This window comes from Paenibacillus sinensis, assembly GCF_019904155.1.
Classification (GTDB): domain Bacteria; phylum Bacillota; class Bacilli; order Paenibacillales; family Paenibacillaceae; genus Paenibacillus_AQ; species Paenibacillus_AQ sinensis.
Window position 1 is genome coordinate 1 of sequence record NZ_JAHCMB010000172.1, and the last position, 20,900, is coordinate 20,900.

Annotated in this window: 22 protein-coding genes; 3 read left to right on the forward strand and 19 right to left on the reverse strand. The window is 55.9% G+C overall.

The genetic code is table 11. From position 1 onward, the window contains the following. Positions 1 to 70: 70 nt before the first annotated feature. The 5 genes from KIH86_RS19655 to KIH86_RS19675 form a co-directional block, all read right to left on the reverse strand. Positions 71 to 349, reverse strand: coding sequence for a type II toxin-antitoxin system Phd/YefM family antitoxin (locus KIH86_RS19655; RefSeq protein ID WP_223088048.1), 279 nt, complete (start codon positions 347 to 349; stop codon positions 71 to 73). Positions 350 to 494: 145 nt separating this feature from the next. Then, a complete protein-coding gene (gene rlmD, locus KIH86_RS19660) occupies positions 495 to 1,985 on the reverse strand; it encodes a 23S rRNA (uracil(1939)-C(5))-methyltransferase RlmD (RefSeq protein ID WP_223088046.1) in 1,491 nt (496 codons plus the stop codon). A 125-nt stretch (positions 1,986 to 2,110) separates the two neighbouring features. Further along, the gene (locus KIH86_RS19665; RefSeq protein WP_223088043.1) at positions 2,111 to 3,001 is read right to left on the reverse strand and encodes a diacylglycerol kinase; all 891 of its coding nucleotides are present in this window, start codon (positions 2,999 to 3,001) and stop codon (positions 2,111 to 2,113) included. Between the two features lie 220 nt (positions 3,002 to 3,221). Further along, positions 3,222 to 3,998: a sirohydrochlorin chelatase gene (locus KIH86_RS19670; protein ID WP_223088041.1), complete on the reverse strand. Its 777-nt coding sequence runs from the start codon at positions 3,996 to 3,998 to the stop codon at positions 3,222 to 3,224. A gap of 4 nt (positions 3,999 to 4,002) precedes the next feature. Further along, positions 4,003 to 4,293: a YerC/YecD family TrpR-related protein gene (locus KIH86_RS19675; RefSeq protein WP_038693609.1), complete on the reverse strand. Its 291-nt coding sequence runs from the start codon at positions 4,291 to 4,293 to the stop codon at positions 4,003 to 4,005. A 308-nt stretch (positions 4,294 to 4,601) separates the two neighbouring features. On the opposite strand from KIH86_RS19675, the gene KIH86_RS19680 reads away from it, so the two are divergent. After that, entirely contained in the window at positions 4,602 to 5,216 is a 615-nt protein-coding gene (locus KIH86_RS19680) for a tyrosine protein kinase (RefSeq protein WP_235775499.1), read from the forward strand. Between the two features lie 69 nt (positions 5,217 to 5,285). Here KIH86_RS19680 and corA read toward each other — a convergent pair whose 3' ends face one another. The 13 genes from corA to KIH86_RS19745 form a co-directional block, all read right to left on the reverse strand. Continuing rightward, entirely contained in the window at positions 5,286 to 6,245 is a 960-nt protein-coding gene (corA, locus tag KIH86_RS19685; RefSeq protein ID WP_223088036.1) for a magnesium/cobalt transporter CorA, read from the reverse strand. Further along, positions 6,242 to 7,141 carry a response regulator gene (locus KIH86_RS19690; protein WP_223088034.1) on the reverse strand — a complete coding sequence of 300 codons (900 nt, stop codon included), beginning with the start codon at positions 7,139 to 7,141 and terminating at the stop codon, positions 6,242 to 6,244. Before KIH86_RS19690 ends, corA begins: the two co-directional genes overlap by 4 nt. 2 nt (positions 7,142 to 7,143) lie before the next feature. Then, positions 7,144 to 8,460: an ATP-binding protein gene (locus tag KIH86_RS19695; protein ID WP_235775500.1), complete on the reverse strand. Its 1,317-nt coding sequence runs from the start codon at positions 8,458 to 8,460 to the stop codon at positions 7,144 to 7,146. Between the two features lie 58 nt (positions 8,461 to 8,518). Further along, on the reverse strand, positions 8,519 to 9,169 hold the full coding sequence (locus KIH86_RS19700) for an amino acid ABC transporter permease (RefSeq protein WP_223088031.1): 651 nt from the start codon (positions 9,167 to 9,169) through the stop codon (positions 8,519 to 8,521). 122 nt (positions 9,170 to 9,291) lie between these two features. Next, positions 9,292 to 9,906: an amino acid ABC transporter permease gene (locus KIH86_RS19705; protein ID WP_052099124.1), complete on the reverse strand. Its 615-nt coding sequence runs from the start codon at positions 9,904 to 9,906 to the stop codon at positions 9,292 to 9,294. 251 nt (positions 9,907 to 10,157) lie between these two features. Next, complete coding sequence (locus KIH86_RS19710; protein WP_223088028.1) at positions 10,158 to 10,997, reverse strand: glutamate ABC transporter substrate-binding protein; 840 nt, start codon at positions 10,995 to 10,997, stop codon at positions 10,158 to 10,160. 31 nt (positions 10,998 to 11,028) lie between these two features. Further along, positions 11,029 to 11,757, reverse strand: coding sequence for an amino acid ABC transporter ATP-binding protein (locus KIH86_RS19715; protein WP_223088078.1), 729 nt, complete (start codon positions 11,755 to 11,757; stop codon positions 11,029 to 11,031). Between the two features lie 311 nt (positions 11,758 to 12,068). Continuing rightward, on the reverse strand, positions 12,069 to 13,058 hold the full coding sequence (locus KIH86_RS19720; protein WP_223088026.1) for an inorganic phosphate transporter: 990 nt from the start codon (positions 13,056 to 13,058) through the stop codon (positions 12,069 to 12,071). Between the two features lie 12 nt (positions 13,059 to 13,070). Then, positions 13,071 to 13,685, reverse strand: coding sequence for a DUF47 domain-containing protein (locus KIH86_RS19725; protein ID WP_223088024.1), 615 nt, complete (start codon positions 13,683 to 13,685; stop codon positions 13,071 to 13,073). 302 nt (positions 13,686 to 13,987) lie between these two features. Beyond that, positions 13,988 to 15,079: a DUF3048 domain-containing protein gene (locus tag KIH86_RS19730; protein ID WP_316503374.1), complete on the reverse strand. Its 1,092-nt coding sequence runs from the start codon at positions 15,077 to 15,079 to the stop codon at positions 13,988 to 13,990. A gap of 194 nt (positions 15,080 to 15,273) precedes the next feature. Next, positions 15,274 to 16,050, reverse strand: coding sequence for a DODA-type extradiol aromatic ring-opening family dioxygenase (locus tag KIH86_RS19735; protein WP_223088021.1), 777 nt, complete (start codon positions 16,048 to 16,050; stop codon positions 15,274 to 15,276). Between the two features lie 155 nt (positions 16,051 to 16,205). Then, positions 16,206 to 17,036, reverse strand: coding sequence for an alpha/beta hydrolase (locus KIH86_RS19740; protein WP_223088019.1), 831 nt, complete (start codon positions 17,034 to 17,036; stop codon positions 16,206 to 16,208). 170 nt (positions 17,037 to 17,206) lie between these two features. Further along, positions 17,207 to 17,413 carry a hypothetical protein gene (locus KIH86_RS19745; protein WP_223088017.1) on the reverse strand — a complete coding sequence of 69 codons (207 nt, stop codon included), beginning with the start codon at positions 17,411 to 17,413 and terminating at the stop codon, positions 17,207 to 17,209. 210 nt (positions 17,414 to 17,623) lie between these two features. On the opposite strand from KIH86_RS19745, the gene KIH86_RS19750 reads away from it, so the two are divergent. Next, on the forward strand, positions 17,624 to 18,286 hold the full coding sequence (locus KIH86_RS19750; RefSeq protein ID WP_223088012.1) for a DUF1129 family protein: 663 nt from the start codon (positions 17,624 to 17,626) through the stop codon (positions 18,284 to 18,286). Between the two features lie 87 nt (positions 18,287 to 18,373). Next, on the forward strand, positions 18,374 to 19,306 hold the full coding sequence (locus KIH86_RS19755; protein WP_223088010.1) for a hypothetical protein: 933 nt from the start codon (positions 18,374 to 18,376) through the stop codon (positions 19,304 to 19,306). Between the two features lie 282 nt (positions 19,307 to 19,588). Here KIH86_RS19755 and ilvA read toward each other — a convergent pair whose 3' ends face one another. Continuing rightward, the gene (gene ilvA, locus KIH86_RS19760; protein WP_223088008.1) at positions 19,589 to 20,851 is read right to left on the reverse strand and encodes a threonine ammonia-lyase IlvA; all 1,263 of its coding nucleotides are present in this window, start codon (positions 20,849 to 20,851) and stop codon (positions 19,589 to 19,591) included. Positions 20,852 to 20,900: the final 49 nt, after the last annotated feature.

Below are 20,900 nucleotides of genomic sequence, written 5' to 3' on the forward strand. Positions count from 1 at the left end.
ATAACATGGGACAAATTGGATGTCAACGAAATCAAACAAACTGGAGGAAAAGCCCCCAGTTTAAATGTAGTTATTCCTTTTCTTCCTTACTTAAACGCTGTCTTAATTGCTTAAACACTTCATCGTGACCAAAACGGATGTCAGAGTTATTTGCTTCGATTTCAGCCTCTTTCAACTTTGCAAAAATCTCGTTGTTGTACTGTATATTCTCATACTGCTCAATACTCATGACAACCATATCCCCATGTCCGTTTTTCGTAAGAAATACCGGTTCAAGGGTTTCGTGAACAATCTTTGATATTTCGGCGAAATTATTTCGCAAATCAGATACAGGTCTTATATGCGGCAATGCACCCACCCCCTAACAACATTTTATCATTATTATGATACTCAATCAATTTCATCTTTATGTGATTACAGTCGACTTTTTCGGAAGTCATACAGCTAATTGATGTTAGTTGATTAAACAACCATCAGAGGTTTAGGCTTCTCCTTTATTTATTGATCCGATGAACTGACACTACTGCCTCCACATGCACCGTCCACGGAAACATATCCACCGGAGTCATCTCAACGGTGGAGTACCCGCCGTCCTCCAACACTCGCAAATCCCGTGCCAGTGTCGAAGGATTGCACGATACATACACCACGCGCTCCGGCTGCATCTGGAGAATCGTCTCCAGCAGGCGCGGGTCGCAGCCCTTGCGGGGCGGGTCGACGACGATGACGTCGGGGGTGACGCCCTGCTCTTTCCAATGCGGGATCACGTCCTCCGATGCTCCCACCTCAAACTCAACGTTCTTCATCCCGTTCAGTTCAGCATTGGCGCGGGCGTCCTCGATGGCCTCGCGGACGATCTCGACGCCGTATACCTGGTCCGCATGCTGCGCCAGGAACAGCGAGATCGTGCCGATGCCGCAGTAGGCGTCGATGACGGTTTCACGGCCGGTTAGCCCAGCGTATTCGACCGTCTTTCCGTACAGCACTTCGGTTTGCGCCGGGTTCACTTGATAGAACGAACGCGCGGAGATGGCGAACTGTACGTCGCCGATATAGTCATAGATCACGTCGCGGCCCCAGAGAACGCGGGTCTTGTCGCCGAAGATGACGTTAGTGCGCTCGGTATTCACGTTCTGGCAAATGCTCACAACATCCGGAAGCTCCTCCCGGATGCAGCCGATCCAGGCATCCCGGTGTGGAATGTCCTGGCCGTTCGTAACGAGGACGAGCATCATTTCGCCGGTGCGGAACGCTTTTTTAACTATGACATGCCGCAGCAAGCCGCGGCCGGTCTCTTCATTATATGCGGAGATGCCGAGCTCCCGGCCGAGCCGCTTGACGACCGACACTACGGTGTCGTTATGCTCATGCTGGATGAGACAGGTCTCCATGTCGATGATGCGATGGCTGCCGCGCGCATAGAAGCCGCCGACAAGGCCGCCTTCAGTGACGCCGATCGGCACCTGGGCCTTGTTGCGGTAGCGCCAAGGCTCGTCCATGCCGAGCGTCGGCTGCACGAGGATGCCGCCGTCCGAAGCGGCAGGCGCTGAATCGTCAGAGCTTCCCTGCCCCGCTTCGCCCTTCGCTACCTTCAGCTTCCCGATCCGCTCCAGGTTATCGATCACCAGCTGCCGCTTCCAGCGCAGCTGGGCGGCGTAGCCCATATGCTGCAGCTGGCAGCCGCCGCACTGGTCATAGATCGGGCAGGGCGGCGCGATGCGGTCAGCGCTCGGCTGAACAAGCTCCAGCAGCTTGGCGTAGCCGTACTGCTTCTTCGTCTTCAGCACCTTGGCGCGGACCTTCTCACCGGGAAGCGCCCCCTGCACAAAAAGGGTATAGCCTTCCGCGCGGCCTACCCCTTCGCCTTCATGTGTCAATCCGATAATGTCCAGCACGACTTCGTCATTCTTGCTCACCGGCAGTCCGGCGATCTCCGCCGAAACGGCACGGCGGCCGGAGTCCCGGCCGCTGCGGTGTTTCTTCATGTTGTCCGCTTCACTTCTTTCCTCTATGTTAACGCCCTTGTGCGCATCGCCATTACTCGTAATCCACGCACATTTCGGTTCTCTTCTATCGTCTTGACTGTCTTCACTGTTTCCCAAACCTTGTCTTACATATTCTGCGCAAAAACCTGCAAATGCCCGGGCAGGATGCGGAATTGTCCCGGAAGCGTCCCGCCCAGCTCGCCATCCAGGTTCAGCTGGACATACCCCGGGGAAGTGACTTCCATTTCATTTGTGCGGAAGTAGACGACTCTCTTATCCTGCAAATGCTCACCGCGCAAGGCGAGGCTGACGAGGCGAATGAATTCCGCCAGATTGCATTTCTTCAGCGCTATGACGTCGAACATGCCGTCGTCGATCCGCGCGTCGGGCGCGAGCCTCTCAAACCCGCCTACCGAGTTCGTGTTGGCGATCAGGAACAGCATGAACTCATCGTGAAGATCATCCTGTCCGTTCGCACGGATTACAAGCTCTGTCGGAGACAGACTGGCCATTTTCTCGATTCCCTTCAAATAATACGCAAGCTGCCCGATCATCGTCTTCAGCCTGCTGGGAACCTCGTATGTCAGCTCGGTCAGCTTGCCGCCGCCGGCGATATTGATGAAATAACGGTCATTGGCCTTCCCGAGATCGATCGGGCGGGACTGCTGTCTGATGATCAGGTCGCAGGAATCCTCCCAATTCTTCGGTATGCCCATCGCCCGTGCAAAATCATTGGTCGTTCCAAGGGGAAGCACGCCTAGCGGAGGAATATCCGGCTTCTCCGCCATACCGTTGACGACCTCGTTCAGCGTCCCGTCTCCGCCGGCCGCGATGATCAGGTCGTATCCGCGGTCCACGGCATCGGCCGCTGCCGCCGTCGCATCGCCCTCGCCAGTCGTGGCATGACAGGACGCCTCGATTCCGCCCTGATCCAGCCGATCCAGAATATCGGCCAGCCTCTTTCTCACTTCTTCCCGCCCGGAAGTAGGATTATAGATTAATCTTGCTCTTTTCATTTCCGGAACGCCACCCGTTTCATTATTGAACAGCCATTACCTCTTCGGATTGTGCCGCGAAGAACAGCATGAATTCCTAACTGATTATACCCAATTCCTGTATGCACAATCAATATATGAGGGCAGGAAGGCAAACAGCACGGCATTCTCCCCCGTATTCAACCTAGTCTTACCGGGCCGTAACCAGGCGGATGAGCCACTGCCTCTGCTTCAAAACCTTCTATTCTATAGCGGATTCACGCACCGTCTTCAGCAGCTTCTCCGCATGCGCGGCGATCCAGTGCGGCAGAAGCGGGTGGGGGAGCAGCGTCCGTCCGGTATATTTGTAAGTCAGTCCCTTCAGCTTCCCGGGGATGACGTTCTTGGTGAAATACCCTTCGCTCAAAAAAATCGGCGCCACCAGCACCTCATACCCTTTCTCCCGATAGCGGCGCACCTTGAGCGCCAGTCTGTCGGGATTGAGCAGTGCGAAATCGGCAGCCGCGACCCCGCTAATCCCGCGAACGCGCTCTGCAAGGGAAGCCATGCCGCGCTCCCAGCGCTGCCGGAAGCCGTGATGCACACTGCCATGGCCGACCAGCAGAATCATTTCCCGTTCGGGATCGGATGACAATTCCCGGATCTTGTCCCAGACCATGACCGCGATATCCGGGTCGTCGTCGACGGGATCGCCGTAATGCACGCGGGCATTCACGGTGAACCTTGCAAGATCAGTCTCTTTCTCCGGCTCATCCTTAGCTCCAAGCGCATACGCTATCTCATCGACATGGGTGCTGCCCGACGATACGAACAGCGGAACGGTCAGAATATCCGTAACGCCCTGGCTCTCCAGCGCGTCGACTCCATCCTGAATGGAGCGGCCCTCGACCAGCTCCAAAAAAGAAACCGCCACGGGAAGCTCTTCCCGCAGCGATAAGTCGTTAACCGCCTCGTCGACGATCGCCACCCAGGACGTATCTCGCGAGCCGTGACTGATAATGAGCACACCCGGGTGCATGAAATTAGCGTCCCAGACGCTCTAGCGTCATTTTGTAGCCGTCATTGCCATAGTTCAGGCATCGTTTGACACGGGAAATAGTCGCCGTGCTGGCTCCAGTCTCCGCTTCGATCTGGTTGTACGTGCAGCCCTTGCCCAGCATGCGGGCAACCTCAAGACGTTGGGACAGCGACTGAATCTCGTTCACCGTGCACAGATCATCGAAAAATATGTAGCATTCTTCCATATCTTTTAACGTTAGAATGGCTTCGAATAATTGGTCAACGCTTTTATCGTTTAGCTTCTTCAGCTGCATTCCATCATCATCCCCTATGTGACTAATCTGCCTCTACTATATTGCACCGTGGAGGTTTTTTCAAGCGTTAACGAATTCACGCAGTAAAGAGCGAAAATGACGGACACATGTCCACTCACCGCGCACAAATTCATCATTGGCTTCCCCTTGCTTCTCCTCAATTCTCAGGGTTGGCACTCCTCCCATGTTACTACATTTCGGTGCACAAAATAAAGCGTGACAAGGATTTATCATATTATGAAAGGTCTGCTGGGCAGCCGCCCTTTTCCGCTCCTATCCCGAAAGAACCGGGCATTCGTCCATACCTTATGTTCGCCCATGACATACAGTATAGCAAAACCAAGGCGAAGGAACGTGATAGCATGCCTCAGCATTACTATAATCACTCACCCCGGCACAACCGGGCTTTGTCCGATCCCTTCGGCAGTTCTCCCTACCCCGGTATCAGTCCGTATGTACAGGTGCCCGGCGCCGGAGCAGGCGGACTGTCCGCGCTTGGAGCGGGAGCCGAAGCGGTGGCAGCCGAGACCGCACTGGCCGCTCCGGCGGCCGAAGCGGCAGTTGGTGCGGCAGCCAAATCAGGCGGCCTCCTGGGTGGACTGGGCAATCTGGGCAACCTGGGCAATATGGAACAGATCAAGGGTCTAATCGACCGCTTTGGCGGTATCGACGGGATTGTGAGCTCCATGAGCAAGGTCCAGAAGGTGATGCAGGGATTTCAACAGATGGCCCCGATGTTCAAAGTCGTAATGGGAAGCTTCGGCAAGGGAAAGGGTGCGTCGGGGCTGCTCGCGGCGGAAGAAGATTCGAAATCGTACTCCCCTCGTCGGCGCAAAAAAAGAACCGCCCCAACGCGCCGCAGTTCGGGCGCCTCGGGACGGCGTCGTTCCAGTTCTTCCTCAGGCAAACGGCGCCGCAAATAAGCGGCGTCCGGATACGGTCAGCTCCGGCAGTAGATATATGGAGCGATCCGTACGAATGCGGGGCGGGCTTTATTTAAACCAGCCCCGCCGCCGGAACCACAGCACCATGCCGGCGCCAAGCGCCAGCATGACCAAGAGGACGGCGAAATAGCCGTATGGGGACTGCAGCTCCGGCATGACCCGGAAGTTCATGCCGTAAATGCCCGCAATCAGCGTAAGCGGCATGAAGATGGTGGTGATAACCGTCAGCGTCTTCATGATGCCATTCATCCGGTTGGAGCTGAGCGAAATGTAGCTGTCGCGGAGATCCGCCGTCATTTCACGGTCAACTTCGATCATATCGGTCAGCTTGAGCAGATGATCGTAGATGTCGCCGAAGTACATCCGCTCCTCCTTGTTGCTCTGGATATGCTCCGAGCTCAGCACCCGGTACATCAAATCGCGCATCGGCACGATGGTCCGGCGCAGCTTGAGCAGCCGCCCTCTTACATCGAACACCTGGGCCATCAGTTCCTCAACCGATTCGCTGCCTCCCCGGCTGTCCAGATCAGCCAGCTCATCCTCGATTTTGTACAAGCTGGGAAAATAGTTGTCGACGAGCTTATCCATCACGGTATAGGCAGCCAGAATCGGACCGCCCGACCAGCCTTTCCGGTGCTGGATCTCGCGCACGAGACGTTCCCAGGCTTCGTCCAGCTCGGGCTGATGCTCCAAATGAAAGGACACGAAGACCGATTTGCCGACGAACAGATCAACTTCCTCCGCCTGCAGCGTTACCTCATTTAAAGCATGCAGCACGAAGAACTGGACATCCTCGTAGAGATCCAGCTTCGGACGCTGCAGCACATGCAGGCAATCCTCAATCGCCAGTGGATGAAAATGAAAATAAGTCTCCAGAAGAGCCGTCTCCTCGGGAGCCGGCTCCGAGAAATCGGCCCATATCCAGGCATAATCCTCGATCCGGAGATCTCGAAGCTGCCGTCCCGTCAGGACCTCGCCCCGGCGGTTGACCGCAAGCGTGCGTATCATAGCCTGCCCTCCTGAAGCTCCAGCTGCATCACCTGCAGAAATTTGCGGATATTGACCTTGGCCTTGCCGGATTCCCGGCCCTGCTCGATCTCCTTCATCTTCACCCGCACATCCTCGAAATCGAAATACAGCGGCGCATAGTACTCGAATTTGGGATGGCTGTAATCCGTCAGCCCAATGGAGGCGAGATGAGTAAGCCCCGTCGCCAGCGCCCGTCGCAGCCGCTGCTCGATCGCCTTGATCTCCTTCGCGATTTCACCCGGGCTGTCCTTATAGCCCGCCGCCACCGCTTCGTACAATTCTTTGAGCGGAGGCAGATTCCCCGTATCCTCACGCTCCGACAGAATCTCCATGATCGCGATGATGTCGCGGCTTCCGCTCTCGCCGATCATTCCCATGTTCATCAGGATCGGCTGCACGATCTCCTTCACTGTGCGTCTCGGCGGAGCGGCCGGAACGCCGCCGAACCGGAGACCCTCCAGCTTCTTCAGGCTGGACTTGATTTCGTCCAGATACAGGCTCATCGCGTAGCGCTCATTCACCTTGCGCAGCACGGTCTGCACCTCGATCCGGTTGATCGGCTTGCGGATGAAGAACTCGATTCCGCTCTCATAAGCGCGGCCCACCATATCCTGATTCTCGATCTGCGAGATCATGACGAACTTCGATGTGCATCCCTGCGCCTGGAGAGAACGAATAGTCTCGATTCCGTCCTGGTCCGGCATCAGAAGGTCCATCAGCACAATGTCGGGCGACTCCTCGAGAATAAGCCGGACGCCCTCCTGTCCACCCTCCGCCGTTCCCGCCACCTCACCGAGCCCGCTGTCCTCGATTATATGCTGCAGCATCCGTCTCGCGCTCCGGTCGTCGTCTACTATGCAAAAAGAAAGCGGCACAGCTACTCCTCCTTTCGCAGCTTTTCCGTAAGTATCGCTATTTTAAACATGGCCCCGCCCGCATGCGGAGCATTGCTTACCATAATATCCCCTCCGAACAGCCTGACAATGTCCCGGACATGGGACAGCCCGATGCCGGTTGCGGCGACGCCTTCATCGTCGAACTTCGTCGTGAAGCCCGGCTCGAACAGCACTCCAAGGTCGCTTTCCTTCACCCCTCCGCCGCTGTCTGTGACGGTAAATATCGTATATTCATTCTGCTCATAGATATTCAAATAGATGCTGCCTTTTGCCGGAATGGCTTCGACGGCGTTGGCAGTCAGATTGTTCAGCAGCGTCAGCAGGGGGATATAGCTTGCAGTGGCGTAATCCGTGGTGAGCATCTGGCTGAATCTGATGGTCTTGCCCAGCATGTCGGCGTATTTCTGATTGCTCTTGATCGTGAACCGGAGAAGACCCGACAGCGGCATATCTCCTGTGACCTCGCGGTCCACCAGCTTCGTAAGCCCGGCCAGAATCCGCTGCGAATCCTTCTTCACCTCATGAATCTGCTGTGTCATCTGAAGCAGCTGTACGCTGTGTCCCTCATCCCCGCCATCCTTCAGGCTGCGATAGAGCGCATAGCTGTCCAGTGTTGCCTGCTCCAGCGTGCCGATTGATTTACGCAGGTAGAAGACCTCGCCGTACAGGCCCGAACCGAAGCCGAGCATCTGCTCGATCCGCCGGTTCTGCTCCTTCTGCACCGCCCGCAGCTGGCTGACGGAGATACTGCTGTAAAGTCCGGTCGTGAAATACGTCCGCAGCATGGCGATAGCCATCAGGTAATTCCATTCGTTCAGCTTGAAGCTGTCCGTGCCCAGCACGAGCAGCCGGGTGAGCAGCTCCATCTCGTTCGACAAGAGGTCGATCACCGCCGCGACGGCGCCCAGCACCAGAGGATGGAAGCGGTCCATCCGCTTCTTGATGAGTCTCATCAAGAGAGCGAATACGATGTAGTAGACGGTAGCCGAGAAATGGCGTGCCGTTATCTCGTGCAGGCTGAAATCCGTCGCCACAAGGTCGATGGCCGTCCGGAACAGCAGAACGAAGATGCCGGTGATGAGGCCGGTAAGCGGATAGGAGAGATGCCGGAACAACAGCAAAAACAGCAGAAATACACTGCTGCCCAGAGCGATCCGGAAGACGTCGCCGTCGAAGGGATTGATCTTGAATTCCCCGGCAATCGCGGTAACGACGGCGACCATCAGAATCTGAATATAGGGATGTCTATAGAACGGCTGGCCCATAGGCTCATGCTCCCGAATGAAAGTATTAGCCATTATAGTATCACAATCCGCCCTCTAAGCCTATCGAATCCTATACAAACCGACAATTCCATCAGGCGCTCCGGGCCTCCAGACGTCTGGACAGCAGGGACAGCAGATAGTTCACGGTAAAATAAATTAAAGCAACGAGCAGAAGGATCGGAATCGTATAGTTGTATCCGTGTCCGATGATAATACCCGCGTTGTGCATCAGCTCCGCCAGCGAAATGACAACCGCCAGCGACGTATCCTTCAGGAGCGAGATGAACTGGCTGACAAGCGGCGGAACCATCCGTCTCAGCCCCTGGGGAAGCACGATATGCCAGAGCGTCTGCACACCCGTCAGACCTGACGAGCGTGCCGCCTCGATTTGCCCTTTGTCCACCGAATTAAGTCCCCCGCGAACAATTTCCGCAATCATCGCTCCCTCGAAGATCGTAAGTGCGACGATGGCCGCCGCCATCGGTCCCATTTTGATACCGACCTCCGGCAGTGCGAACCGCATGAAGAAAATGAGGAGCAGCAGCGGCAGGTTCCGGATAAGCTCCACGAACACGAAGCTGATCGGCGACAGTACCGGAAGCTTGGCATAGCGGATAACCCCCAGCACGCAGCCGAGCAGAAAGCTCAGCACAATCGCCGAAAAAGCGACGATCAGCGTAACATAAAGGCCGTCCAGCAAAAATTTCAGATTATCGGGCGAATAGGCTCCTGCAAAATCCATGGGTGGTCCTCCTTCCCTGAAAAAAGATAAGATACTGCTAATCTAGTAATCCGTTGTTCTCTGCGTCCCCTTAAAGTGCCCGCAAATGCCTTCTAAGCAGTCACTAACTTTGTGGGATACTTTTAGCGTGCGCTGTGCTGAAGTCTGCGCTCCCACACCCGCATTCCATAGCTCATCGGCAGCGTCATCACGAGATAGAACAGCGCCACAAATACGTAAGTGTCGAAGGTGCGGAAGGTGTCCGTATTGATGGAATCCGCGTAGAACATTAGATCGAAGCCCGAGACAATCGTCAGCACCGACGAATTCTTGATCAGATTGATGAATTGGTTGCCAAGCGGCGGAATAACCAGCTTGATCGCCTGCGGAAGCACAACATGGATCATCGTCTGCATATACGTCAGTCCTGAAGAACGCGCCGCTTCGGTCTGTCCCTTCGGAACAGCCGCGATACCCGCCCGGATCGCTTCGGCGATGAATGCCGAGGTATATACGGCAAGCCCCAGGGTTCCGGCCGGAAAGCCGTCCAGCGAAGAGCCTACCGCCGAGGAACCGTAATAGAAAATATACACGACCAGCAGCAGCGGAATATTGCGTATAAACTCGGTATAGCCTGTTCCGAACCATCTAAGAGCCCGCACCCCCGAGATCCGGAACACGGCAATAATCAATCCGAGCACAAAGCTGCCGATCAGTCCGAGAAGGCTTGACAGCAGCGTTCCCCGAAGACCCAGCATATACGTGCCAAAGTAATCCGTCAGAATGGAGAAATCCAAAGAGGTCACCTGCCTTTCTGTCAGTCTTGCCCATGTTAATTAGCCTGTGATAACAGGAAAGGATGGCCGGCCTAAGAGCACCGTCCCATCCTTTCGCTGCCGCCGGCGTTGTTCGCCGATCTGTTTGATGTTGTGTCTGCCCGGGTCCCTCTCTTGTACATCCCCATGTACCCCGGGCAGGGAGCCTGCCGCTCCAAGATTAGATGTATGAATTATTGTGCCGGCGCTTTGCCGATCCATTTTTCATAAATTTTGTCGTACTCGCCATTCGATTTCAGCTCGGCCAGCGTGTCATTGATCGCCTTCACCACTTCGGAGTTGCCCTTCTGGACGGCGATGCCGTAAGGCTCGTCGGTGAACGGCTTGCCTACTACTTCGTAGCCCGCGTCCTGGGCGGACATACCGTACAGGATGGCGTCATCCGTCGTCAGCGCGTCGCCCTTGCCGGCTTTCAGCGCGTTGAAGGCATCCTGATAGTTGTCGAATTCCAGCACGGTAATGCCCGGAACCTTCTCTTTAATATTTTTCACGGAAGTGGAGCCCTTGGAGCCAAGCACCTTCGAATCCTTCGTCAAGCTCTCAAGACCGGTAATCGGGCTTCCCTTCTTCACCAGAAGCGATTGTCCCGCCTGGAAGTACACGTCAGAGAAGTCGACTTCCTTCTTGCGCTCTTCGGTGATCGTCATTGTCGCTACGACCATGTCGATCTCGCCGTTGTTCAGCATCGGGATACGCGTCTTGGACGTCACTTCCTTCAGCTCTATCGCGTTCTCGTCGCCCAGGATATGCTTCGCGATCGCCTTGGAGATGTCAATGTCGAAGCCTTCCACCTGACCGCTCGAAGGGTCCTTCAGACCGAACAGCTTCGTGTCGTACTTCACGCCGACCAGCAGCTTGCCGCGTTCCTTGATGGCCGCGATGCCGCCGCCGGAGCTTTCGCTTCCACTGCCCGAGTTGCCGTCCGCCGCATTGTTTCCGTTGCTGCCGCAGCCTGCCAGTATGAACAGTGCCGCAACCATCATGACGCTTAACCATTTCCAGCTCTTCTTCATTTGTGTTCCTCCCCAGTGTTTATATATAGTCTTAATGACTTAGTACCCGGCTTAGAAAAGTCTTCGTGCGCTCCTCGCGCGGCTCCGCAAAGAACTGCTCCGGTGCGGCCTCCTCCACGATCTGCCCCTGGTCCATAAAGATCACCCGGTCGGCAACCTCGCGGGCGAAGCCCATCTCATGGGTTACGACGACCATCGTCATGCCCTCTTTGGCCAGCGTCCGCATCACGTCAAGCACTTCACCGACCATCTCCGGATCAAGCGCGGAGGTCGGTTCATCGAACAGCATAATCTTCGGCTTCATCGCAAGCCCCCGGGCAATTGCCACCCGCTGCTGCTGTCCGCCGGAGAGCTGATTCGGATACGCCGACGCCTTGTCGGCAATGCCGACTTTTTCCAAATAATACATCGCGGTCTGCTCGGCTTCCGTCTTGGTGACTCCCAGCACCTTGACCGGAGCGAGCGTGATGTTGTCGATGACCTTCTTGTGCGGATACAGGTTGAAATGCTGGAACACCATTCCGATATCCCGGCGAACCTTGTTGATATCGGTCTTCTTGTCATTGACGGCAGCGCCGTTCACCGTAAGCTGTCCGCCGGAGATAATCTCGAGGCGATTGATGCAGCGAAGCATTGTGCTCTTGCCGGAGCCGGACGGACCGACCACGACGACCACTTCCCCCTCCTCAACATGCAGATTGATGCTTTTGAGCACGTGGAACTGACCGTAATGTTTGTCTACCTGATGGAAATCGATCAACGACTGTCCCCCCTGCTGCTTGTAATCAGACAGAACGTAATGAGGCTTCTCCGCCTCTCTGTCAGCTATCGTAACACTTGAACACAACGTTAAAGCACCGCCTACACGAAACTACATCTTCCTACAGCGACCTTCATAAGAAAGCCGCAATTTTCTTCCCGAAGCGTGATATATTTTATTTTCTTTCTCCCCTGATTAATGTTTTTTATCGTTTCTTTGTAACTTTTACTGACATATTCACATGCCTAAACGCAAAAAAAGAGTCCCACCGATTCGCCCGGTATAGACTCCTTGTGCTTGGCTGTATAGACTTAGAACAAAATTTTGAAGATGACTCCCGACAGCACAGCGCTGATCGGAATCGTGATGAACCAGGTGATGACAATCCGGCCCGCTACTCCCCACTTCACCGCAGAGAAACGTTTGGCTGAGCCTACACCCAGGATCGCCGATGTAATGGCATGAGTCGTACTGACCGGCAGATGCAGAAGCGTCGCTGAGAAAATAACCGAGGCAGCCGACACATCGGCGGCAAAGCCGTTGATCGGTTCGATTTTGAAAATCTTCGTGCCCATCGTCTTGATGATCTTCCATCCGCCGATCGAAGTTCCGAGCGCCATGGATGTCGCCGCGCATATTTTGACCCACAGCGGAACTTCCATTGTGCCGAGGTGCCCGGAGGTGACCAGCGCGAAGGTGATAATCCCCATCGCTTTCTGCGCATCATTCGTTCCGTGCGTGAACGACTGGAAGGCAGCCGTCAAAATCTGCATCGTGCGGAAGCCCTTATTGACGGTATGCGGACTTCGCCTTGCGAAGATCCATTTGAGTATCGTCATGACGATGTAGCCGATAACGAAGGCAATGATTGGCGAGAAGATAAGTCCTTCCACAATCTCCGAGAATCCGGACCATTTAACATGCTCGGAGCCGGCTCCAACATACACCGCACCGGCAAGCGCTCCGATCAGGGCATGGGAAGAGGACGACGGAATGCCGAACCACCAGGTGAGCAGGTTCCAGATGATCGCGGCGAGCAGTGTGGCGATAACCACCTCGATCCCGTTGTCCAGCTTCGTGGGGTCGGTTACGCTGCCCCCAATCTTCTTCGCTACCCCGGTAAAGAGCATCGCACCGACGAAGTTCATACACGCCGCCATAATGATGGCCGTCCGGGGCGGAAGGGCGCGGGTCGATACAGAGGTCGCGATGGCGTTCGCTGTATCATGGAAACCGTTGATAAAATCGAATCCGAGTGCAAGTACAATGACAATACCTAGCACAAATAAAGATGTATCCATATTTACTGCCCCTTATGAGTTGCGCATAATAATCGATTCCAGCATGTTGGCCACGTCTTCACACTTGTCAGTCGTCGTCTCAAGCCGCTCGTACAATTCTTTGCGCTTGATCAGCTCGATCGGGTCCTTGACCTGCTCGAACAGAGCCTTGGTGCAGTGGCGCAGCACCTCGTCGCCCTGGTTCTCCAGATCGTTCAGACGAATCGTATGCTCGCGGATGGCCAGCAGCTTCTTCTGGGACAGCAGGTGAACCGCCTTCTGGATTTCATAAGCGGATTGACGCAGAATTTCAGCGAACTGGGTAATGTATTCGTCCGTCTCGGTCATATTGTACATATAGAAACGGGTTGCCGAGGAATCCAGTCCGTCGATAACGTCGTCCATGCTTGTAATCAGCGCCATAATATCGTCGCGCTCAAGCGGTGTGATGAACGTCTTGTTCAATTCCGTGATGACTGTGTGCGTGAATGTGTCACACTGAGACTCGTATTTCTTCATTTCCCCGGCGAACTGCTCAAGATCGCTCAGGTCGGACAGATGCTGCGCGAAATAATCAGCGGCCTGTACAATCGTATCCGCCATATTCTCAAGCGTCTCGAAGAAAATGTCCTTTTTTCTCAGCTTCATTATTGTAAGCTCCTTTGCTCGAAATTCCCCATCCAACCGTGAAATCACCCATTTGTTATCGGCGTATTAAATGGAATGACAACCTATGTTATTTTATCACAGGGAACTGAAAGATAGAAAGCAAAACAAGGAAACAAAACGAACATAAGGCAGTATTTTGTCGAGCAATGCAAAAGTATTCGCTATCTTCGGAATGATTGGAATGATATGGACTCTTTTGTATACTCTTCACAGTTTCCCTGATTCCTATTCTGAAAAAGAATTCGGCCTTGCGCCGGAGGCATTGGCTTTATTACCCCGTACTACCCGGCATCTACCGTTATGTGGCTGTCAAGCGGCGGCGACGCAGGTACAATGAGAATATGGGTCACGCCCGGCACAAGCGGCGCTTCCTTCCCGTCCTTCACGAACCGGATAATATCTCCGGCTCCCCTGGCCCATCGGCCCGAAAGGGCCTGTCCCCGCTGAAACAGCATCGCCCTGCCTCCCTGCTCCAGATTGACGGACAGCCGTCCGACATCGTCGAGCACCTTATGGTTCGCCTCCATGACGATGACGTTCGCGGCAGTGACGGGTTTGCCGGTTCCCAGGTCCGTATGCGGCTTGCCGTTCATCAGGCGGCCATAGACGCCGGAGGCGGAATCGTATTTATAAGACACCGTATAGCTCTTCAGGAGATAATGTACGGTGAATCCGGCGGCGTTCTCCCCCTTCTCCGGCTGCTCGCCCTCCTTCAGGAAGGTGTAGCCCGGAGTATTCTTCGCATCGCCGTAACCGAGCTTCGCAATGCCGGCCCGCAGCTTGTCGAGGCTCGTATACAAATTATGCGGCGCCTTGCGGCTCTTGTCCCGCCAGAAGAACGCACCGGCTCGCCCGATCTCGTCCAGATCGTCCTTATGCTGACGCTGCAGGATGGCGTAGGCATCCGGGCTGCCTCCGGCATGCGCGGTTACGGCGCCGTACGATTCGCCGATATCGATCAGATACGGCCGGATGCTGCGAACCGGTCCGATCTTCGCGATATCCGGTGCACTCTGGTACACGGCGATCAGCCGCGTAATGCCGCCTTCGGCCAGCACCTCATACAGGATATCCGCATTCGTAAGGCCGGATTGGGGACGCGCGGCCGGCGCGTTATTGATCATCACCGCCAGGGGGCGGGGAAGCGGAGCGGTCGCGACGGGAAGGCCCGTAAGGCCCGATACGGCAGCCGGAGAAGGCGATGGCAAGGGCGATGCCACGGCGGCCGTTACGGTCGGAGCCGGTGCGACGGATGATAGTGCGGCGCTCGGCTGCGGGGATTGCTCCGGCTCGCCGCCGCAGGCCGTCAGCAGCACGGAGAACAGGGCGGCTCCTGTCAGCAGCCGGTATGTATAAGGCAATAGCTTCATCATGTACAGCGTTTCCTCCAGTCGGTATGTCGGTAGACCCGTTGTCTTCCCTTCATTTAACCACGTCCGGCATTTTTTGTCTTCTCTCCAGCCTGTTAATAGGGGATATAAAAAGGCCCCGCCGGATGGCAGGGCCTGTCGTCTATTGATTTAAGTGTAACAGTTTGCACGTCGCTCCGCTTGCAGCCTTACGGGGGCTAGCCGAGCTTCCAGCAGTTCAGGCTCAGCGTTCCGTACTGGTACGCCTGGAACAGTCGCTCCCCCGTGCGGCCGCTGTCCGCCGTCCCCATAGCATAGAAGAGCGGTATAAAATGCTCCCGCCCGTAGGAAGGAACCGCTTCCTGCGCGTGGGGAGCCTGCTTGTCGTAGCGGAACAGCTCTTCCAGCTTCCAGCCTGTCAGACGTTCCGCGATCCATGCGTCGAACTCAAGCGCCCATTCCTCCGGCCCGTCGTCTTCCTTCATCAGCCGAAGATTATGGACGAGGCCTCCGCTGCCGATGAACAAAAAGCCCTCCTCGCGCAGGGGCGAGAGCATCCGTCCGATTTCATACTGCTCCTTCGGAGAACGGAGCGAATCGACGGATAGAGCGACAACCGGAATGTCGGCCTTGGGGAACAGCCGTCTCAGGATGACCCAGACCCCGTGATCGAGGCCTCTGCCCGATACGGCCCGGCAGGGCAGATTATGCTCCGCGAACAGCTCGCCGATCCTTGACGCCAGCCCGGGATCTCCCTGAGCCGGATAGGTCAAGCCGTACATTTCCTGTGGAAAGCCATAGAAATCATGCAGCGTCTCATAACGTTCGTCATTCGTGAACAGCTGCTGCGGACTGTCCCAATGCGCCGAAAAGACCACAACACCCTTAGGCTTCGGCATTTCCTGTCCCAGTGTCTCCAGGAAGCGGGTATACTCGTTATCCTCCAGGGCAAGCAGCGGCGAACCGTGTGCGATAAACAAGGCCGGTAGTTTCATCGATGCCAACCTCCGTATACAGTATGGTCTGCATCTTTATTGTACCCCTTCTCCCGCAGCAATGCGAGAGCGCCCTTTGACACCCGGTAAGCTGCGGCGAACCGCCCGTGATTGCTGGCATTAAGCTGTATCAGCCCGTAACAGCCAGAATTGCGTTAAATCATCCAGTTCTGCCATTCCTGCTGGACTTCCTCCCGCTTGTTCATCCACTCGCGCGTAATTCCGATCACCTGAGCCTGCGCGTCACCTGAAGAGAAGGTATGATCCGCCTGAAAAAGAATCTCCTTGTCGCACCGGCTTTCCGGCCGCTTCCAGAACAGCTTCTGATACAGGAAGGCGTAATCGGTCGGGATGACCTCGTCGGATGTTCCGTGCACGACAAGGACGTCGCCGCCGAATTTCTCGGCTTCCTGAAAGGGCTGGTAGTCCGCCAGCGAATTGAAGAACACCGGCGCGAACGAATAGCCGGCATGGTCCGCTGAGCCATTCTTGACCGAAGCGTCGTAAGTCTCCCGCCCGACGATCTTCACGATATCGTTGAACGGGTAGCCGACAGCCGCCCACATAACCAGATTCTTCACGCGGCGGTCCCGCACTCCCGTCAGAAGGGCGACGGCGCCTCCCAGGCTGTGGCCGATCAGCGTTACCCGTGTCGGGTCGACATCGCCGCAGCTCAGGCCGTAGTCCAGCACGGCTCTGGTCTGGGCGATCATCGATTCCAGCCCCTCTGCCCCGTAATTCCCCGTGCTCTCCCCGCAGCCGATATAATCGAAGCGGATAACCATATAGCCCTCATCGGCCAGCTCCCGGGCCGCCTTCACGAATAATCGGTCCACCCCGATCCGGCTGCCGATGAATCCATGGCAGATTATAGCGAGCGGGACCCGGCTCTTGCAGCGCCCGGAAGCTCCCTGCGGCTTCGTCGGATAATGGATACTGGCGGTCAATTCTTCCTGCTGGTGTCTGATGACGATAGCTCGCTCCATCTGTGAGCCCTCCCTGATCAAGCTTATTCTTAAGAAATCCGATTAAATTAGTATGAATTAACTTTATCTTACCCTCTGCTTCCTCGGATTGTCAATAGAAAAGGCTCTTTTTGTCTTGTCCCGACAAAAGAGCCTTTCCGGATACGCTGCCGCTTGTTCTTGCTCAAGGATTATTCGTAGCTGTGTTTAAACATATCGTGCGTGTCCTGTCTGCCTTCCCAGTCCTGAAGCCATGCTTCGGGAGAACCCGGCGCGCATTGCCACAGATTGGCGCATTCCTTCTCTTCCGCTTCGGATTCGCCGCTGTCGGAAGCAACCTGCAGGCTGCGGTCTCCGATCGGTGCCGCCAATTCCGCTTCGCCTTTCCGCTGATCCATCCCTATCCCGCCTTTTCAAGTAGAGTTAACGGGGCAGATCACGCTGCCGCCTCACCCAAGTATGACCCTTTTATAGGGCGACTATTCAGGCGGAAGAGGCCGGGGAGCCGGCCGATCCCGGGAATCTCCTTGCGCTGATTGCGCCGGGAACCTATACTTTTAGTAACAAATAGATGCTTAATTGCTTATAGAGAGGCTGGCTCAGCTCGCATGAATGTGAAAGAAATGGTCCGGGAGAACAACCGGCTCAGGGAACAAATGACACCGTTTAACCGTTCTTATATGGAGGATATGATTATTGCCCTGCGCGAAAGCGGGGTAAACCGGCAGCAAGCGGAAGAGCAGCTGCTGGAAGCGGCCCGCAAGCTGCTGGAAGCCCAGAAGCGGGGCAAGAACGCCAAGCAGGTCTTCGGTGAACATCCCGAAGAGGTGTTCAGAGAGCTGATGGACAGCGCTCCCCGCCGGCCCGGCATCGATGCCAGACGCATGCGCCCGCTGATTCCCTTGTTCGCCCTGAGCTGGCTGCTGGGCATATACGGAGCCGCCGGCTTGATCGTACAGGGGCAGACCGGTTCGCCGGGGTACTTCGGCACCATCGGACTGTTCGAAATTCTGATCGTTGGATTGGGGGCGCCGATTCTGGTTGATCTCCTGATGAAATGGCTGAATTCCTTGTCGGAGGACGATGCGCCGAAGGCCGGCAAATTCGATCTGAAGTCGCTCGGTGTATATGTCGCTGCCGTTATGGCAGTCGTGGCGGTCAACGCGGTTATCGGCGAACGTCTGCCGGTCTTTCCGTTGTCCCCTTGGGTTGCGCTTCTGCTGTTCGCAGCAGGACTCGCGGGCCAAATCCGTTTTTTCCGCCGTAAATAAACATCACTCATCAATCTGTCAGACAGTTTAAACTCTCAGACACTTTCAAGCCTATTCGCCAGCCATGGACAGGAGGAGTTCCCAATCATGAACAAATTCGCCATCCTGACGGCCGCCTCCGCGCTCGTCTTGTCGCTGCATTGTTTCGTCTCTGGACAGGCCTCCGCCCTCGCCGCTTCGCCGCAGAAGGTCTCGGCCGCTTCGGCAACCGGCAGCCAGAGTCATGCGCAGGCCCTATACCGTGCTTCTCTCCCGCTGCTGCTGAATTCGGCCAAGCTGCCCGAAGCGATGAACTATCTGAATGCCAATCTGTACGCGGTCGGCTCCTACCGGGCCACCATAATGACCTTGACGCTGGAGAACACCCAGAAGGCCGCGCTGCCGGCCTGGGAGAGCAAGTTCGCGAATGATGCGGTTCAGCGGGAGCTGACCGTACTCTACGAAGCGGGAGACAGCCTGCATATGCTGGCAGAGAAGAGCGACCGCCCCGCCCTGCGGGCGATGCTTCTCCGGGCGGAAGACTGCGGCTACAAGCTGGAGACGGCGGAGGGCTCTTTTTTTCCCGTGATCGACTACAGCTCCTACCGGAATTTCAAGAGTCATGTCACCGGAGACATCCGGGAATACATCGCCATCATGGCTGTGGAATCGAATCTGCCGATGAGTAAAGACAACGGGCTGGTCATCGCCTGGACGGATGTCGTCTCCAGAGCGCTGTCTCAGGAAGCCTTCATTGCCGCTTACCCGCGGTCGAACCGCATCGCGCAGATCAAGACGCTGTACAAGCAGTATGAGACGGCCACCTTCTACGGGCTGAACAACACGCCGTTATTCCATTATGACAATCTTGAGATGGATTTGGAGGCAGAGAAGGCTTATAACGCGGTTCTTGCCAAAGAGAACGGCAGCTCTCCTTACCTGGAGAAGCTGTCCGCGTTCATGAAGCTGGCAAAAGCAGATGATTACAAGCTGACAGACGAAGTCGAGGCCTACCGCAAAGAGAACATTCCCCTACAGTAAACGTATCTCCATCTCCCATTGCGCGGGATCGCCGCTGGATTAAGGCATATGAAGCTCTGTCTCCGGCCCCCAGCCCCCCGGGTAGACGCCGCGCCGCAAGCTGCGCCTCACTGTGCCGTCAGCAAGGGCAATTGCGCCCCGCTCCGGACCGCAACAACCAATCGATGCAGCTCGAGCATAACAACCGCATGATGCAGCCCAGCTCAAAAAACCTTCGGTTCCACAATTGTGGCCCGAAGGTTTTTAGGTTGCGGCGCTGAAACGGCCGCTTGTGTGGACAAGCTAAATCAGCATATTGAACAGCTTCAAGTCCTTGTTCAGCTCCACATAGTCCACGCCCTTGAGCTTCATCCGCTCGATAAGCGGCTCATAGGCGTCTTTGGAGAGCAGTTCGATGCCGACGAGCGCCGGCCCATTCTCCTTGTCGTTCTTCTTCGTGTATTCGAATCGGGTAATATCATCGTCCGGCCCCAGCGCCTCGGACAGAAATTCGCGAAGCGCGCCGGCCCGCTGCGGGAAATTGATCATAAAATAGTGCTTCAAGCCTTCGTAAATGAGCGAGCGCTCCTTAATCTCCTGCATCCGGTCGATATCGTTGTTGCCGCCGCTGACAATGCAGACCACCGTCTTGCCGCGAATCTGGTCGCGGTATAAATCCAGCGCCGCAACCGGCAGCGATCCGGCAGGCTCCACCACAATCGCGTTCTCGTTGTACAGCTCCAGGATCGCCGTGCAGGCTTTGCCTTCCGGCACCTTCACGATGTCGTCCAGCGTCTTCGAGCAGATTTCATACGTGAGCCCGCCGACCCGCTTCACCGCCGCGCCGTCGACGAATTTGTCAATCTCCGGCAGCGTGACAACTTGTCCAAGACTGAAGGCTTCGCTCATGGAAGCCGCGCCCGACGGCTCGACGCCGATCACCTTCGTCGACGGGCTGACTGTCTTGACATAAGCCCCGACACCCGCCGCAAGGCCGCCGCCGCCGATCGTGACGAACACGAAATCGGCCGGTTCGGTCAGGCTCTCCATGACCTCCATGGCGATCGTCCCGTTGCCCGCGATGATCTTGGGTTCGTCGAACGGATGGATCAGCGTCATGCTGTGCTCGATACAGGCCTGCATCGCTTCTTCATAAGCATCGTCGAAGGTGTCGCCCTTCAGCACCACCTCGACGAATTCGCCGCCAAATCTGCGGACCTGCTTCACCTTCTGGTTCGGCGTCGTGCTCGGCATAAACACCTTGCCGTGAATGCCGAGCGCGCGGCAGGAATAAGCAACGCCCTGCGCGTGGTTGCCCGCGCTTGCGCAGACGATCCCCCGTTTCCGTTCTTCATCGGACAAGCTGCGAATCATATTGTAAGCCCCGCGGATTTTGAATGAACGAACAATCTGCAGGTCCTCCCGTTTCAGATAGACATTGCAATCATATTTGGCCGACAGCACCGCGTCGCGCTGCAGCGGCGTCCGCTGAACGACTTCCCTCAGCATATGGTGCGCACGCACGATGTCTTCCAGCCCGACAATCCGGCCGTCCTTTTCCTTCATTGTTTCTCCCCGTTTCACTGTCTTGATTGGCGTTTCGTTGTCCCGCTTC